This window comes from Shinella sp. (assembly GCF_052438155.1).
GTDB lineage: Bacteria > Pseudomonadota > Alphaproteobacteria > Rhizobiales > Rhizobiaceae > Shinella.
The window spans coordinates 384,447-400,904 of the sequence record NZ_JBQVPI010000001.1; the positions used below are offsets into that span (position 1 = coordinate 384,447).

Genomic DNA, 16,458 nt, shown 5'->3' on the forward strand with positions numbered 1-16,458 from the left:
GCCGGCCGTGCCGCTGCGCAGTTCGGCAGCGCGCTTGAAGCACACCCCTTGAGGGAAGCGCCAAAATGCATGCATTTATCAACAGTCGTGCATACATCTCTGACATATCATCTCTGGGTAGTTCCTTATTATCCCGCGACAACTCAAAAGGTTGCGCGGGTTTCTTGTGCGAAATCGGGTATTTGCAAAAATCGCCTCAGTGCATTGTCAGCGAATTGACAGTATTATCGCATACAGTTATAAAGCTGACATTGCCCCTGTGCGGGCCTACCCGCTGAGGAGTGCGGGTTCACGGAGGATCATCGATGACTGATAAACGGTGGCACTTCGCCCCCGACGGCGGCGGCTTGCCTGCGCCCAAGGCAGGGCGCTGATGCAAGGTCCGTCCTTCTTTGATCTCGTCGGTTTCGGCCCGGAGGGCTGGGGAGCTGCCTTGCTGACGGCGACGGGCATGACGCTTGCCGTCGCGGTCGGCGGCTTTGCGGCGGGCTCGGTCATCGGTGCGGGCATCACCAGCGCAAAGCTTTCCCGCAGCGGCGCGCTGCGCGCCTTCGGCGACGGCTACACGACCGTGCTGCGCGGCATTCCGGATTTGCTCGTCATCTACCTCTTCTATTTCGGCGGTAGTGCTGCGCTCGGCGCCGTGGGGCGGCTCTTTGGCGCGGAAGGTTTCATCGGCATGCCGGCCTTCATGACGGGTGTGCTCGCCATCGGTGTCGTCTCCGGCGCCTACCAGGCGGAAGTCTTTCGCGGCGCATTCAACACGATCAGCCGCGGCGAACTGGAAGCCGCGCGCTCCGTCGGCATGGGGACATGGCTACGGTTTCGCCGCATCATTGCCCCGCAGGTGTTGCGCTACGCCATTCCCGGCCTCGGCAACACGTGGCAGCTCGTCTTGAAGGAATCGGCGCTGATCTCCGTCACCGGCCTCGTCGAATTGCTGCGCCAGTCGCAGATCGCGGCCGGCTCCACCCGTCGCCCCTTTGATTTCTACATCACGGCCGCGCTGCTCTATCTCGTGATCACGGCTGTCTCCTCCTACCTCTTCCGCCAGGCAGAAGCCCGCTCGCTGCGCGGCGTCAGGAGGGCGTGATGGATATCGTCTTCCTTTGGGAAACCTTCCTGCAGCTTCTTGCCGGCATACCGCTGACGCTCAATCTTGCGCTCGTTTCCACGGCGCTGGGCGCGGTGCTGGCGGTATTGCTGACGCTGATGCGCATGTCTTCCCTGCGCCCGGTTGGCTGGGTCGCACAATTCTACGTCTTCGTCTTCCGTGGCACGCCACTGCTCGTTCAGATGTTCGTCATCTACTATGGCCTCGGACAGTTCCGGCCGTCCCTGCAATCCATGGGCCTCTGGGTGTTTTTCCGTGAACCCTACTGGTGCGCGATCTTCGCGCTCAGCCTCAACACGGCGGCCTATGGCAGCGAGATCCTGCGCGGCGGGCTGCAGGCTGTGCCCCACCAGCAGGTCGAGGCGGCGCGCGCCAGCGGCATGTGGGGCTTCCTGCTCTATCGCCGCATCATCTTTCCCATCGCCCTTCGCCAGGCTCTGCCGGCCTATGCCAGCGAGGTCATCCTGATGATCAAGGCGACTTCGCTCGCCTCCGTCATCACCATGCTGGAAGTGACAGGTCTTGCCGCCAAGCTGATCTCCCAGTCCTACCGGGCCTTGGAAGTCTTCCTTGTCGCGGGGTTCATCTATCTCGCGCTGAACTTCGCCATCACCCGTCTCGTGGCGTTCATCGAATGGCGGCTGTCGCCGCACCTGCGCCCCGTCCCGACACCCGCCTCTTCCGGAGCTGCGTTGCAACATGCCTGAAACCGCATCCATCACGCCCGCCGTTTCCGTCCGCAACCTGCGCAAGAGTTTTGGCGCGCTGGAAGTGCTGAAGGGTATTTCCTTCGATGCGCGGGAAGGCGAGGTCGTTTCCGTGCTCGGCTCCTCGGGCTCCGGCAAATCCACGATGCTGCGCTGCATCAACATGCTGGAAGTGCCGACCGAGGGTGAAATCCATATCAAGGGCGAGGCGATCCGCCTGAAGAACGGCCGCCATGGCCGCCAGCCCGCCGACCCCCGGCAGCTGAGCCGCCTGTGCACCAATGTCGCCATGGTGTTCCAGAGCTTCAATCTCTGGTCCCACATGACCATCCTCGAAAACCTCATGGAAGCGCCTGTCCATGTGCAGAAGCGGCCGAAGGCGGAATGCCGCGAGGAGGCTTTGGACCTGCTCGCCAAGGTCGGCATCGCCGACAAGCGCGACTATTACCCGGCGCATCTTTCCGGTGGCCAGCAGCAGCGCGCGGCCATTGCAAGGGCGCTCGCCATGCGGCCGAAGGTCATGCTTTTCGACGAGCCGACCTCGGCACTCGACCCGGAACTGGTGGGAGAGGTGCTGCGCGTCATGCGCGCGCTTGCCGACGAAGGGCGCACCATGCTGGTCGTGACCCACGAGATGGCCTTTGCCCGCGATGTCTCAAACCGCGTCATCTTCCTGCACCAGGGGCAGATCGAAGAGGACGGCGCGCCGTCGGAGGTCTTCACCGCGCCGCGCTCGGAGCGCTTCCGCAAGTTCATCTCCTCGCACGGCTAGGACATGGCGATGACGGCGTTATTTCAGGCTGCGGCTGTAGCCGACAAAGCTTTCGTAGAGGCTGGCGACATCATGCAGCCGCTCTTCGACGGCAGGCCCGCAATGGGAGAAGACACTGTTCAGGAGAAGCTGCAACAGCGTCCACATGCCGGAGGTCGCATCCCAGAAGAGGTTGAGGTCGGTCGGCACGGCAAAAACCTCGTCGCCGTAGCTCCCGGCCCAGTCGCAATAGAGGTCGGTGACGATGGTGATGGGTATGCCGCGCTCGGCCGCCTTGGTGGCGAGCAGTTTGGACTGGTGCGAGTAGCGACGGGCGTCGACCAGCACCAGCGTGCAGCCGGCCGGGTTGGTCAGAAGCACCTCGGCGAAGTTACCGCCGGCGACATCCACCAGCGTCACTTCATCGCGCAGGTAGCGCAGCATATGCGCGAAGGCCTCGGCAAGGCCGCGCTCGGTCTGGAAGCCGGCGACGAAAACCCGGTCGGCCCCGGCGATGCGTCGCGCTGCGCGGTCCCAGGCCTCCGTCTGGGCATAGTCGTAGACGCGCACGACCGAGGCAACGGCAAGCTCCAGGCTGCGCGCCAAGGCGGGCTCGGTGGCGCTCTTCTGTTGCAGGTCCTTCAGCCGGTCGCCGAGCAGCCACGGGCTGTCGCTGATATCGTCCTTCAGCCGGTCCTTGAGGTCCTTGAAACCCTCGTAGCCGATCGACCGGCAGAATCGGCCGACCGTCAACTCGCTGACGCCCACCTTGTCCGCGACGCTGCGCGCGGTCTCGAAGGGCAGGTCGCTGATATGGGCCAGCATGAAATTCGCCAGCGCCTTGCCCGAAGCCGTCGCCTCCTTCGAGGCCTTGTCCAGCCGCTGGCGCACCGAACTCTCTTCCACCCAATTGCCGTTCCGCATGTCGCGCCCGCCGTCTTTCCACTTTCGCTCGCTCGCAAACCCTGCGGGAACGCCTTGTCGTAATGTTATATAATTAACGTAACGCAAAATAAAGTCAGAAAACTGCCATCATGCATCAATCATCCGGATCGTCCCCCCATTCAGAGAGCCAGCGTCCCGACGTGGACGTGCTGGTGCTCGGCGCCGGCATCATCGGCGTCTCGGTGGCGCTGCACCTGCAGAAGCGCGGCAAGTCCGTGCTGTTGGTCGACCGCCGCGCGCCCGGCGAGGAGACGAGCTACGGCAATGCCGGGCTCATCGAGCGGGCGAGCGTCATTCCCTACGGATTTCCCCGCGAGATCGCGACGCTCTTCAAATATGCGACGAACCGCTCCGCCGACGTGCGCTTCCACTGGCGGTTTCTACCAAGAGTCCTCCCGTGGCTTGCCCGTTTCTGGCTGGAGTCCTCCAGCCGGCGCCTTCGCCGTGCTGCACTCGACATGCTGCCACTCATCGAAGGATCGCTCATCGAGCATACCGCGCTGATGGCCGAGGCCGGCATTCAGCACCGGGCGCGGCGTACCGGGTGGATAGAGGCCTATCGCAGCGAAGGGGCGTTTTCGGCGGCGAAGCGTGCGGCGCGCGCTCTGGATGAGTTCGGCATTCGCTACGATTTCCTCGACCCGCAGGAGCTTTCCGTCCGCGAGCCGCATCTGACGGGCCAGTTTGCAGGAGCCGTCCATTGGCTCGATCCCGCCACGACCGCCGATCCCGGAGGGCTGGTGGCGGACTACGCCGCGCTCTTCACCCGCCGCGGCGGTGCAGTGGTCCGGGGCGATGCGACGAGCCTTGCCGCATGCGAGGACGGATGGAGTGTCGTTGCGGGCGGTCGCCGCATCACCGCCCGCGAGGCCGTGGTGGCCCTTGGACCATGGTCGGATACGGTCTACAAGCCGCTCGGCTACCGCGTGCCGCTTGCCGTCAAGCGCGGCTATCACGTGCATATCGAGCCGGCTGGCGATGCCGTGCTCAACCATCCGGTTGTCGACGTGGAACGTGGCTATCTGCTCGCGCCCATGGCGCGGGGTATCCGCCTGACCACAGGCATCGAGTTCGCCCACCGCGACGATCCAGCAACGCCTGTCCAGATCAACCAGACCGAACCCCATGCCCGCACGATCTTCCCGCTCGGCCGGCGCATCGAGCCGGAGCCCTGGATGGGTGCACGACCCTGCCTGCCGGACATGCGCCCGATCATCGGTCCGGCGCCGCGCCACAAGGGCCTGTGGTTCGCCTTCGGCCACAATCACCACGGCCTGACGCTCGGCCCCGTCACCGGCCGGCTGCTGGCGGAAATGATGACCGGCGAAACACCCTTCGCCGATCCCGCACCCTACGCCATGAGCCGTTTCGGCTGAATTGCGGACCTTTGGAGAAGCCACCCATGTCGACTGAATTTGTTCTCATCAATGTGCGGCCGAACGGAGCGGCGGCGAAGGACGTGGTGATCCGCGATGGCCGGATCGCCGAAATCCTTCCGTACGGTTCCCGGCCCTTTGCGGCGGAGATCCGCGTCGTCGACGGTGAAGGCCTGCTCATGCTGCCGGGCCTTGTCGATGCCCATACCCATCTCGACAAGACGCTGCTCGGCATGCCCTGGTATCGCAACGATGTCGGTCTGGAACTGATCGACCTCATCGAGAACGAGCGGCGGATGAAGCGCGAACTCGGCATCGATCCCGCGCGCCAGTCGGCCGCGCAGATCGAGCGTTCCGTGGCCAACGGCACCAGCCATATCCGCACCCATGTCGATATCGACACGGAATATGGCCTTGCCGGGCTCGAAGGCGTGCTCGCCTCGCGCTACCGCTACCGCGACATTGTCGATATCGAGATCGTGGCCTTCCCGCAGAGCGGCATGCTGATCCGCCCCGGCACGGTCGACCTGATGGAACAGGCGACGCGTGCGGGCGCCGACGTGGTGGGCGGCCTCGACCCGTCGGGCGTCGACCGCGACCCCAAGGGCCATCTCGACACGATCTTCGCAATGGCCGAGCGCCATGGGAAACCCGTCGATATCCACCTGCACGAACCGGACGCCCTCGGCGTCTTCGCCATCGAACTCATCGTGGAGCGCACGAAGGCGCTCGGCATGGCGGACCGGGTGACGGTCAGCCATGGCTTCTGCCTCGGCATGCTGGCCGACAGGCCGCTGGCGCGGCTCGGCGGCATGATGGCGGAGGCCGGCGTGCACCTGATGACCAAGGGCGGCGCGGCAAGCCCCCGCCCGCCGGTGCTCGACCTCAGCGACATGGGCGTCAAAATCTGCTCGGGCAGTGATGGCGTGCGCGACACCTGGCAGCCCTTCGGCAATGCCGACATGCTCGATCGCGCGGCCATCGTCTCGCAGCGCAACGACTTCATCAACGACGTCCATATCGAACTGGCGCTTAGCCTGTGCACCTATGGCGGCGCGCGCACCATGGCCCTTCAAGGCTACGGCCTGGAGCCCGGCTGCGACGCCACCTTCCTTCTGGTGCGGGCCGAAACGCCGGCCGACGCCGTCGCATCCCGCCCCGCCCGCCGGTCTGTCTACCGCAAGGGTATCCCAGTTGCGAAAGACGGCGCACTCGTCGCCGCCTGAGCGAACACACAACTTCAAACATTGGCAAAGAGGAGTAGCTAATATGTTGAACAGGTTTGGTAAAATAGTCATCACCGCTCTCGGCATCGCGCTTGCGGCATCCGCGGCCGGCGCCGAGGAGCCGACGCGCACGATCACGGTCGCGACGGAAGGTGCCTATGCGCCCTGGAACTTCACGGAAGCCGGCGGCAAGCTGGCCGGCTACGAGATCGACATGCTCGCAGACATCTGCCCGCGCATGAAGGTCAAGTGCGAGGTCATCGTGCAGGACTGGGACGGCCTGATCCCGTCGCTGAACGCCGGTAAGTTCGACGCCATCGTTGCCGGCATGCTGCAGACCGAGGAGCGGGAAAAGGTCATCACCTTCTCGCGCAACTACGGCACCGGCTCGGCCGCCTTCCTCGTACGCAAGGATTCGACGCTCGCCAACATGCCGGTCGGCAAGCAGATCGACATGGGCAAGGACAAGGAAGCGGCGAAGGCCGCCGCCGCCGAGATGCTGCCCTTCATGGACGGCATGGTGATCGGTGCCCAGGGCTCGACGACCGCGGGCCAGATCATGGCCGAACTCTTCCCGACCATCGAGTTCCGCGAGTACAAGACCACCGAGCAGCACGACCTCGACCTGGAAGCCGGCCGCGTCGATGGCGTCATGGCCTCACCCGTCGCACTCGACAAGGCGCTCGAAAAGATCGGCGCCGACCAGGTAGCCTTCGCGGGCACCGAGTTCACCGGCGGCCCGCTCGGCGGCGGTCAGTCCGTCGGCCTGCGCAAGGACGATACCGAGCTGAAGGCACTGTTCGACGATGCGATCAATGCCGCAATCGCCGATGGCACCCTGTCGCGCCTCGCCATCAAGTGGTTCAAGCGGGATATCTCGCCGAAGACGTAAGCCGCGCGAAAGATCGCATGAAAAAGGGGCCGTGTTCACACACGGCCCCTTTTTTGTCATGGATTCAAGGCCGCGAGAGGCCATGGTCTCGCATCAGATCGTCGGGAAATGGCAGGCGACCTTTCGGCCGGCACCGTGAGAGATCAGTTCGGGCCGCTCGGTGCGGCAGCGATCCTTGGCGATCGGACAGCGGGGATGGAAGCGGCAGCCGGAGGGTGGGTTGAGCGGGCTTGGTACATCGCCTGTCAGAAGAATGCGCTTGCGCGTGCCGCCGGGCGTCTTCTCGACGATCGGGACCGCCGAAATGAGCGCCTGACTGTAGGGATGGGCCGGTGCGGCGAAGACCGCTTCGGCTGGCCCTTCCTCAACAATCGAGCCGAGATACATGACGGCGATGCGGGTCGAGACCTGGCGCACCACCGACAGGTCGTGGGCGATGAAGATATAGGTGAGGTTCAGCTTTTCCTGCAAATCGGCGAGCAGATTGACGATCTGCGCCTGCACCGAGACGTCGAGCGCGGAAACGGGTTCATCCAGCACGACGAGATCGGGATTGAGTGCGATGGCCCGCGCAATGCCGACGCGCTGGCGCTGCCCGCCGGAAAATTCGTGCGGATAGCGCCCGACATGGTCGGGCAGCAGGCCAACGATCTCGAACAGTTCCGCGACGCGCCGGTTGATTTCCGCAGCCGAGAGTTTCGTGTGGATGCGCAGCGGCTCGCCCACGAGATCGCCCACGCGACGGCGTGGATTGAGCGAGGCGGACGGGTCCTGGAAGACCATCTGCAGGCGCCGGCGCAGCGGCCGCAGTTCGCGAAGCGGCTTGGAGGTGATGTCTTCATCTTCAAACAACAGCTTGCCGTCGGAGACGTCGTAGAGCCGCACAAGGCAGCGGGCGAGGGTGGACTTGCCGCACCCCGATTCCCCGACGAGGCCGAGGGTTTCCCCGCGCCGCACGGCAATCGAGACGTTGTCGACCGCATGCACAGTCCGCCGGCCTTCCGCGGAAAACCGTGTGCCGATCGAGAAGCGTTTTCCGAGCGCGCGCGTCTCGAGGATCGGCCGGTCGTTGTCTGTCATCGCGTCGCTCATGCTTGCACCTCCCGGAAGCACGCGGCAGCGTGCGGACCATGGGGGAGGGCCGGTTTTTCGGTGAGGCAGGGGGCGTAGCTCAAAGGACATCGCGGGGCGAAGGCGCAGCCCTGCGGCAGGCGCAGCAGCGAGGGCGGCGAGCCGGGAATGGCCGGCAGGCGATGCGGCTTGTCGCCGGTCAGCGGCGGGATCGAGCCGAGCAGCGCGCGCGTATAGGGATGGCGCGGGTCGGAAAACAGCGTCGCACGGCTGCCGCGCTCCACCACGCGGCCGGCATACATGACCATGACCCGGTCGGCGAGTTCGGACACCACGCCCATGTCATGCGTGATGAAGACGACTGCGGAATTGTGGGTGGTGCGCAGCTTGCGCACGAGATCGAGGATGCCGGCCTGCACGGTGACGTCGAGCGCCGTCGTCGGCTCGTCGGCGACAAGCAGTGCCGGATTGCACGACAGTGCCATGGCGATGACCGCGCGCTGGCGCATGCCGCCGGAAAGCTGGTGCGGATAGCGCGACATGGCCTCGCGCGGATTGGGGAAGTTCACCTCCGCCAACAGTTCTTCCACCCGCGTCAGCGCCTTCGCCTTGCTGATCTTCTCATGGGCACGGATCTGTTCGGCGATCTGCCAGCCGATCGTATAGACGGGCGTCAGGGCCGTCATCGGATCCTGGAAGATCATGGCGATCTCGCGGCCACGCAGGCGCCTGAACTCGCGCGCCGGCATGCCGATCAGTTCCTGGCCCTTGTAGCGGATCGAGCCCTCGATCGTGGCGTTGGGATCCGTGATGAGCCCCATGACCGCCAGAAGCGAAACGGTCTTTCCGGAGCCGGATTCGCCGACGACGCCGAGAATTTCGCCCTGGTCGAGATCGAAGGAGACACCATCGATGGCCCGCACCAGGCCGCCTTCGGTACGAAACGTTACCTTGAGGTCGCGCACGGAGAGCATCATGACGTCCTCACACGGGGATCGAGAAGGATATAGACGAAATCGACCACCGCATTGGCGATCACCACGAACATCGAGGCATACATCACGGTCGTCATGATCATCGGCAGGTCGAGGTTCTGCATCGCGTCATAGGTGAGCTTGCCGATACCGTTGAGGCCGAAGACCACCTCGGTCAGGAGGGCCGAGCCGCCCACCAGCGCGCCAAAATCCAGGCCGAACAGGGTGACGAAGGAGATCAGCGAGGTGCGCAGGCCATGGCGCAGCAGGATCCGGCTCTCCGACAGGCCCTTGGCCCGGGCGGTGCGGATGAAATCCTCCTGCATGGATTCGATGATCGCCGCGCGCAGCACGCGCCCGTAGATGCCGATATAGAGCACGGCCAGCGTGATCCACGGAATGACCAGGGTGAGGAACCAGCCCTTCGGGTCGCTCATCAATGGCTTGTAGCCGAGCGGCGGCACCCAGGAGAACAGCCAGCTGTCATGATAGCGGCTCTGGGTGATAAGGTTCATCACCTCGCCGAGCCAGTAGACCGGCATGGAAATGCCGATGAGACCGAGCGCCATCAGCAGCTTGTCCAGCCAGCTGTCGCGCGTCGCTGCCGCGACGATGCCGATGATCACCGACACGACCACCCACAGGATCGCCGCGCCGAAGACGAGCGACAGGGTAACCGGAATGGCGTCGATCACCGCCGGCACCACTTTCCAGCCGCGGTTGACGAAGGACGTAAGATCGCCGGTGATGAAGATCTTCTGCATCATCAGGCCGTATTGTACGTAGAGCGGCCGATCGAAGCCGAAGGAGTGGCGGACTGCCTCCAGCACCTCGGGCGAGGCGTTACGCCCGGCAATGCGCGCGGCGGGATCGGATCCCGGCGTGGCGAAGAAGATCAGGAAGACGATGACGGAAATGCCGAACATCACGAATAGCATCTGACCGAAGCGGCGCAGGATGGCGTAGATCATCAGGTGCGCCCCAGTCGAACTTTCGAGCGCGGATCGAGCGCATCGCGCAGGCCGTCGCCGAAAACGTTGAGAACCATCACGGAGACGGCGATTGCCAGACCCGGCGCGAGCGCCACGAGTGGACGGGTATAAAGCAGCGCCTGGCCATCCTGGATGATGGTGCCCCAGCTCGCCGCCGGCGGCTGCACGCCGATCGACAGGAAGGAGAGGGCCGATTCCGTCAGCATGTTCAGGGCCATCATCAGCGGCACGAAGACGATGAGCGTCGTGGTGATATTCGGCTGGATGTCGCGCCAGAGGATGCGCCAGCCGGGCACGCCGAGATTGATGGCGGCCAGCACGAACTCGCTGCCGCGCAGCGCGAGGACCTGGCCGCGGATGGGACGCGCCACATAGGGAATGTAGACGATGCCGATGATGATGATCGGCAGCCAGAGACTGCCGGATTCGATGAGGATCGGCCCGATCGAGATGCCGGAGGTGATGGTGACGATGGAAAGCGATATCGCCAGCAGGTAGATCGGGAACGCCCAGAGGATATCGAGCAGGCGCGACAGGATGGTGTCGGTAATTCCACCAAAATAGCCGGCGACGAGGCCGGCCGTCGTGCCGACGGTCAGCGTGAAGATCGTGGCGGCTGCCGCAATCATCAGGGAGTTGAGCCCGCCATAGAGAAGGCGGGCCATGACGTCGCGGCCCTGGCTGTCCGCGCCGAGGAAGTAGTTGCCGAGTTCCCAGGTGGGACCGATCGGCGTGTAGCCGAGCCCGAGCCCCTCGGTCGAGGCTTCCATCACCGGAACCTCTACGCCATCGACCGTGATGACGGCGTCAAGGGTCGAGGTGAACGGGTCCACGCCCGCCCAGTGCGCATAGAGCGGCGCGCTGAGACAGGAAAGGACAATGATGAGAAATACCGTCAGGGACACCATGGCGGCCCCGTTGCGCCTCAATCGCACGAAAGCGAGGGCCCATGGCCCTCGCGTCCCGTGCTGCATGGCAACGACTTCATTCGACACGCAGTTTGCCTCCGCCGGGTCTTACTGTACCCAGGACTGGGTGATCATCCAGTCGAACTGGCGGTTGAACTTGAAATTGCCGAGGCGCTTGCTGACGAAGTCGAGCCGCTTCGGCGTGAAGAGGCCAATGGCCGGCGCCTGGTCGGTGACCTGCTTGTCGATCTCGCTCCACAGCACGTCGGCCGCCTTCTGGTCGGTGACACCGAGATCCAGCGCCTTCTGCATCTTGGCATCAATGTCCTTGTCGCAGAAGCCGGCGATGTTGATCGAGGCGTCCGAGCCCTCGCGGAAGGAAGCGCAGCCGAACAGGATGTTCAGGAAGTTCGAAGCCGCCGGGTAATCCTTGTACCACTGGGTCACCGACATCTGCACCTTGTTATTGGTGTTCTGGATATAGGTGAACTGGATGTTGGCCGAGATCGGCTTGACGTCGGCGACGTAGCCGATGCTGGTCAGGACGCTCTGCAGGTAGACGCCGATGGAGCGCGAGACGGCGGTATCCTCGACGATGAGCGTCACCTTCTGGCCCTTGGTGCCCGATTCATCGACCAGTTGCTTGGCCTTCTCGAGATCGGGTGCCGACCACTTGGCGCCGGGATCCTTCGTGTAGGGGCAATAGTCTACATGGCCGGGGAAGTCCGGCGGCAGAATCTGGCAGACCGGGGAGGCGAGCACCTTGCCGCCGAAGAGCTTGACCAGCGCATTGCGATCGATGGCGAAGGCGACGGCCTGGCGTGCCTTCACGTTGTCGAAGGGGGCAAGGCGCGTATTGAGGGGCGCATACCACCAGGCCGAAAGCGGCGCGATGTGCAGCTGCTCCGTATATTTGGTGCCGACTTCGGCGAGACGGTCGCTCGGCAGCGAATCAAACATCCAGTCCGCTTCGCCGTTCTGGATCGCCGTCACTGCCGCCTCTTCGGAGAGGCCGAAGTCGTATTGCACGACATCAGGATAGCCATCGGGCTGGGCGTCTTCGCTCCACTGCTTGAAATGCGGATTGCGCGTGACGGTCATGCCCTTGTTGGGGTCGAAGGCGGAGATCATGTAAGGGCCGGTGCTCGGGATCGGCACGGAGCCCGCGTCCTCGGCCGGCGTATCGGCTGGCAGCGTCACCGCATGGGGCAGGGCGAGCTTGTAGAGGAATTCGGCATCCGGCTTCACGAGATTGATGGTGATCGTGCCGGCGGCCTCGTCGCCCACCACGCCGCCTTCCAGCGTGCAGCTCTTGGTGTCGGCAAGGCATTTGTCGGCGCCGACGATGCCGGCATAGAAGGTGCCGGAGGTCGGGCCGGAGACCTTGAAGATGCGCTGGAACGAGGCAACCACATCCTTCACGCCGACCTCCTGGCCGGTCGAGAACTTGATGCCCTTGCGCAGTTTGAAGGTGAAAGTCTTGCCGTCGCTGCTGACTTCCGGCATCGCCTCGGCGAGGTCGGCCACGACCGTGAAGCCGTCCATGCCCTCGGCCTTGCGGAAGGTGACGAGGCCGTCATAGATCGGCTGGTACATCTGCCAGCCCTGGGACGTGTAGTTGATGTGCGGGTCGAGCGTGCCGGCCGCCGATCGGGCGAGAAGCCGCATGGTGCCGCCGCGATGTTCCTGGAGGTATTCGGCCTGCGCCGGGGCCAGCCAAGTGCCAGCCATGAGAGCGACGGCCGATGCCGTCAGAAGCAGTTTTTTCATGTTCGATCCCCTTTTCTATCTGTTCTATTTGTCGTGCTGATTGAGGAAGTTTCCCACCACCCGCATGCATGCATCCTGTTCTTCGACGTGGGGCATGTGGCTGGAATGCTCGAATATCTCCCAGTGCGCGCCCTTGATGCCGTCCTTGAAGGGCTGCACGGTCGCGGGCGTGGCTTCGTCGTAGCGTCCTGAGATGATCAGCGTCGGCGTGTCGATGGCCGGCAGGCGGTCGATGATGCTCCAGGTCTTCAGGGTGCCGATGACGTGGAACTCGTTCGGCCCGTTCATCAGCGTATAGACGGTGGGATTGCGCGCCGCCTGTTCGAAACTTGCCGTCACCTCGGGCGGGAACGGCACAACGCGACAGACGTGCCGCTCGTAGAAGGCCGTGGTCGCCGCCTGATAGTCGGGATGGTCCGTCGTGCCAGCCACTTCGTGCCGCGTCAACGTGTCCTGCACGTCCTGCGGCAGGTCGGCGCGCAGCCGGTTCGCCTCCGCGACCCACAGCGTCATGGAGGCGGGTGAATTGGCGATGGTCAGCGAGGTGAGCCCTTCCGGCCGCAGCACGGCATATTCCGCGCCCAGCATACCGCCCCAGCTCTGGCCGAGCACATGGAAGCCGCCCCGAATGCCGAGGTGATCGACGAGGTTTTCCAGTTCGGCGATGAAGAGCTGCGGCGTCCAGAAATCCGCGCCTTTTTCCGGGAGCAGGGTCGAGTTGCCGCAGCCCAGCTGGTCGTAGTGGATGACGGCCCGCCCATCGCGGGCGAGCAGCTTGTAGGCGTCGACATAATTGTGCGCGACGCCCGGCCCGCCATGCAGGATCACCACCGGCAGCTTGTCGCCGCCGAGGTCGCCGCTGATGCGGTACCAGGTTTCATATCCCCTGAACGGCGCCCGGCCTTCAGTGCTGTTAATCGTCGACGACATTCAAAATCCTTTCCCAGTCAAAGGCGCTCAAGCGTCCTTGCGGCTGGCCTGTACCCATTCTTCCAGCATCTGCACGCCGAAGGCCGTTGCCCCCTGCCGGCCGAGCGGGCGATCCTCTCCTGCAAGTTCCTTGCCGGCGATGTCGAGATGCACCCAGGGGCGATCTTCGGTGAAATGACGCAGGAAGGCCGCGGCATAGGGGGCGTCGCCGTCTTCCATGTCCTTGGCGTGGTGGCGCAAGTCCGCCAGTGGCGACTTCAGGCCCTCGTCATAGGCGTGGTCGAGCGGCAGGCGCCAGAAACGCTCGCCGACCGTCTCGCCAGCGGCGATCATGCTACCAGCGATCGCATCGTCCGTGCTGAACAGGCCGGCAAAGATCGATCCGAGGCCACGCATCACCGAATAGGTTAGCGTCGCGAGATCCACGATCACGGACGGCTCGAAACGTGTCGCCGCATAGTAGAGACAGTCCGCGAGGATCAGGCGGCCCTCCGCGTCGGTGTCGAAAACTTCCACGCTCTGGCCGGACAGGGTGGAAATGATGTCGCGGGGCTTCAGTGAATGGCCGGACGGCAGGTTCTCGGCAATGCCGAGCACGCCGATGGCATGCACCGGGCTCTTCTGTCTAGCGAGTGCCAGGAGGAGGCCGACGACGGCCGCCGCGCCGGCCATGTCGGCCTTCATGTCGAACATCTGCGCGCCGCCCTTGATGCAGAGCCCGCCGGAATCGAAACAAACGCCCTTGCCAACGAAGGCGAGCGGCTGATCGCTCGAGCCTTCGCCGCGATAGCGCAGGACCGCGAGCCGCGGGGCCCGCACCGAACCGGCACCAACCGCAAGCAGCGCCGTCGCGCCGAGTTCCTTCAGCTGGGCCGCATCGAGCACTTCCACCTCGATGCCAGCGTCCCGCAGCGGCTCCAGATGCGCAGCGAAACTGTCGGGATGGAGATGGTTGGGCGGCAGGTTGACGAGCGTGCGGGCATATTCCACGCCCTCCGCCACGGCATTGACGCGGGCGAGGGCCGCATCCATCGCCGCCGTGTCCGCGCCCACCAGCTGTAGCCGCCAGGCCTTGTCAGCCGCCGCCACCGGTTTTGTGTTGCGCAGGTCGAAACGGTAGCGCCGCAGCCGCAGGCCGAGGGCGACGCGTGCCAGAATGTCCGATGCCGCAAGGTTCGTGCCCTCGATCGGATCGAGAAGAATTGTCGCCTCGTCTTCGCCCTTGTCTTCCAGATGCGCGCCGAGCCCGCCGCCGGCTTGCGCCAGGGCAAATGCTGTCAGGCTGTCCGCCTTGCCGAGCGCAAGCACGACGACGCGTCGCGCCGAAACAGCGCGCGGCGGAACGAGATCGATGCAGGCGCCGCATTCGGAAAGCGCCGCAGGCGCGGAACAGGCACGCGAGACGATACCGCCCATGGCCGCATCCAGCGCCGCAGCGCGCGGACCGAGGGCCTGCCCCTCTGCTTGCAGGATCACGATGACCGGGGCTTCGATGGATACGTCGTCTGCCGCTTTAAAAACCGGCGCTGGCGATTGAGGCATCTGGGCATACTTCCTGTAGCAATGCCGGTGGCCGCCGCAGCACGCACCATCGCCCGGAAACGGCTATTTGCCGATCCGAAACGCGACGGTTGCGCCACAAGCCGACCACCGCAGATAGCGAGATGGTGCCAGAGGCCGAATAACCGTTTCCCCATGGCGACTTAGGGAGCTATCTCAAATGGATATCGTGCAACGTTCAAGCGTCAATTTCATCCACATCGATTGACAAAAACTCAGGTGATAATCCATGCTCTTTTTATGGCAATACCTTCACTCAATGGCATGCGGGCTTTCGAGGCCGCCGCGCGTCTCGGCAGCATCAAGGATGCGGCGGAGGAGCTGCATCTGACGGCGTCTGCCGTCAGTCGACACATCCGCACGCTGGAAAAAACCCTCGGCCAGGAGCTGTTCGAACGGGGCTTCCGGCAGGTGACGCCGACAATGCGGGGGTCCTACTATGCGCGCAGCCTTTCGGAGGCCTTCGAGGCGATCTGGCGGGCGACGGAGGATGTCAGCTTCTACGACGGGCCGCGCAGCAGCAAGTCGCGGCCGGTCAAGCTCATGTGCGAGCCGACTTTCCTCAATCTCTGGCTGGCGGATCGGCTGCCGAGCTTCCGTCGCCAGCACCCGACGGTGGATCTCGAAATCTCCACCTCCGGCAAGCGGACCAATGTCGATTTCGCAATCGTTGACGAGTTTGTCTACAAGGCAGGCCCGGCCTTGACGATGATGGTGCCGCTTCTACTGACGCCGGTCTGCGCGCCCTCCCTGTTGGACGGCCCGATCCCGCTCCGTTCGCCTAACGACCTGTTGCGCCATCACCTGATCCACGAATGCGAGACCACGCGCTGGAAACAATGGCTGGGGCAGGAGGGTGTTTCCGACAACCGCTCGCCGTCGGGCTCCACCCTGCACGACTGCACGCTCATCATGCGCGAGGCGATGAACGGCGCGGGCGTCGCGCTGGCCGATACCATCATGGCGGAGGATCTCCTGCGCCAAGGCAAGCTCGTCGCCCCCTTTGCCGCCCGCCACGCCTATCCCGCCGGCTACTACCTGCAACAGCGCCGCAGCATCGGCAACAAGCCCGGCACCCGGCTGTTTCAGGACTGGCTGCTGGCCGAGGTCGCAGAACACAAACGGGCAATGGATATCACTTAGCGGGAGAGGGCGCGCCCCGCTTGGTTTTCTCACCGCCGATACGCCCGTTCCCGCAGCGCGGCGATGACGCTCATCGCTTCACGATGGCGATCGATCCAG

The 16,458-nt window shown here is 64.3% G+C and carries 15 protein-coding genes; 7 read left to right on the forward strand and 8 right to left on the reverse strand.

The genetic code is table 11. The features are described 5' to 3' along the window. The first annotated feature begins 373 nt into the window (after positions 1-373). The 3 genes from ACT6VE_RS01825 to ACT6VE_RS01835 are packed head-to-tail and all read left to right on the forward strand — an operon-like array spanning position 374 to position 2,593. Complete coding sequence (locus ACT6VE_RS01825) at positions 374-1,093, forward strand: ABC transporter permease (RefSeq protein WP_444796912.1); 720 nt, start codon at positions 374-376, stop codon at positions 1,091-1,093. Beyond that, a complete protein-coding gene (locus ACT6VE_RS01830) occupies positions 1,093-1,821 on the forward strand; it encodes an ABC transporter permease (protein ID WP_069058164.1) in 729 nt (242 codons plus the stop codon). Before ACT6VE_RS01825 ends, ACT6VE_RS01830 begins: the two co-directional genes overlap by 1 nt. Continuing rightward, complete coding sequence (locus ACT6VE_RS01835) at positions 1,814-2,593, forward strand: ABC transporter ATP-binding protein (RefSeq protein ID WP_444796913.1); 780 nt, start codon at positions 1,814-1,816, stop codon at positions 2,591-2,593. The genes ACT6VE_RS01830 and ACT6VE_RS01835 overlap by 8 nt, the downstream gene beginning before the upstream one ends. A gap of 18 nt (positions 2,594-2,611) precedes the next feature. Here ACT6VE_RS01835 and ACT6VE_RS01840 read toward each other — a convergent pair whose 3' ends face one another. Further along, entirely contained in the window at positions 2,612-3,496 is an 885-nt protein-coding gene (locus ACT6VE_RS01840; RefSeq protein WP_444796914.1) for a MurR/RpiR family transcriptional regulator, read from the reverse strand. A 110-nt stretch (positions 3,497-3,606) separates the two neighbouring features. Between ACT6VE_RS01840 and ACT6VE_RS01845 the strand changes: the two genes are divergently transcribed. The 3 genes from ACT6VE_RS01845 to ACT6VE_RS01855 are packed head-to-tail and all read left to right on the forward strand — an operon-like array spanning position 3,607 to position 7,011. Then, positions 3,607-4,893 (forward strand): NAD(P)/FAD-dependent oxidoreductase, encoded by a 1,287-nt coding sequence (locus tag ACT6VE_RS01845; RefSeq protein WP_444796915.1) that lies wholly within the window; start codon positions 3,607-3,609, stop codon positions 4,891-4,893. A gap of 26 nt (positions 4,894-4,919) precedes the next feature. Continuing rightward, the gene (locus ACT6VE_RS01850) at positions 4,920-6,119 is read left to right on the forward strand and encodes an amidohydrolase family protein (protein WP_444796916.1); all 1,200 of its coding nucleotides are present in this window, start codon (positions 4,920-4,922) and stop codon (positions 6,117-6,119) included. Between the two features lie 43 nt (positions 6,120-6,162). After that, entirely contained in the window at positions 6,163-7,011 is an 849-nt protein-coding gene (locus ACT6VE_RS01855; protein WP_444796917.1) for a transporter substrate-binding domain-containing protein, read from the forward strand. 93 nt (positions 7,012-7,104) lie between these two features. On the opposite strand, the gene ACT6VE_RS01860 is transcribed toward ACT6VE_RS01855, so the two are convergent. From ACT6VE_RS01860 to ACT6VE_RS01890, 7 genes are read right to left on the reverse strand one after another with little or no spacing between them, the layout of a single operon-like run. Next, positions 7,105-8,103, reverse strand: a complete 999-nt coding sequence (locus ACT6VE_RS01860) for an ABC transporter ATP-binding protein (RefSeq protein WP_444796918.1) — start codon at positions 8,101-8,103, stop codon at positions 7,105-7,107. After that, positions 8,100-9,059 (reverse strand): ABC transporter ATP-binding protein, encoded by a 960-nt coding sequence (locus ACT6VE_RS01865; RefSeq protein WP_444796919.1) that lies wholly within the window; start codon positions 9,057-9,059, stop codon positions 8,100-8,102. Before ACT6VE_RS01865 ends, ACT6VE_RS01860 begins: the two co-directional genes overlap by 4 nt. Continuing rightward, positions 9,056-10,027 carry an ABC transporter permease gene (locus ACT6VE_RS01870; RefSeq protein ID WP_444796920.1) on the reverse strand — a complete coding sequence of 324 codons (972 nt, stop codon included), beginning with the start codon at positions 10,025-10,027 and terminating at the stop codon, positions 9,056-9,058. The genes ACT6VE_RS01865 and ACT6VE_RS01870 overlap by 4 nt, the downstream gene beginning before the upstream one ends. Beyond that, positions 10,027-11,022, reverse strand: a complete 996-nt coding sequence (locus ACT6VE_RS01875) for an ABC transporter permease (protein WP_444797435.1) — start codon at positions 11,020-11,022, stop codon at positions 10,027-10,029. Before ACT6VE_RS01875 ends, ACT6VE_RS01870 begins: the two co-directional genes overlap by 1 nt. Before the next feature lie 42 nt (positions 11,023-11,064). Next, positions 11,065-12,726 (reverse strand): ABC transporter substrate-binding protein, encoded by a 1,662-nt coding sequence (locus tag ACT6VE_RS01880; RefSeq protein ID WP_444796921.1) that lies wholly within the window; start codon positions 12,724-12,726, stop codon positions 11,065-11,067. A 24-nt stretch (positions 12,727-12,750) separates the two neighbouring features. Further along, complete coding sequence (locus tag ACT6VE_RS01885) at positions 12,751-13,656, reverse strand: proline iminopeptidase-family hydrolase (RefSeq protein ID WP_444796922.1); 906 nt, start codon at positions 13,654-13,656, stop codon at positions 12,751-12,753. A gap of 27 nt (positions 13,657-13,683) precedes the next feature. Beyond that, positions 13,684-15,198 carry a leucyl aminopeptidase gene (locus ACT6VE_RS01890; RefSeq protein WP_444796923.1) on the reverse strand — a complete coding sequence of 505 codons (1,515 nt, stop codon included), beginning with the start codon at positions 15,196-15,198 and terminating at the stop codon, positions 13,684-13,686. Between the two features lie 258 nt (positions 15,199-15,456). Between ACT6VE_RS01890 and ACT6VE_RS01895 the strand changes: the two genes are divergently transcribed. Continuing rightward, positions 15,457-16,359, forward strand: a complete 903-nt coding sequence (locus ACT6VE_RS01895; RefSeq protein WP_444796924.1) for a LysR family transcriptional regulator — start codon at positions 15,457-15,459, stop codon at positions 16,357-16,359. The last annotated feature ends 99 nt before the right edge of the window (positions 16,360-16,458 follow it).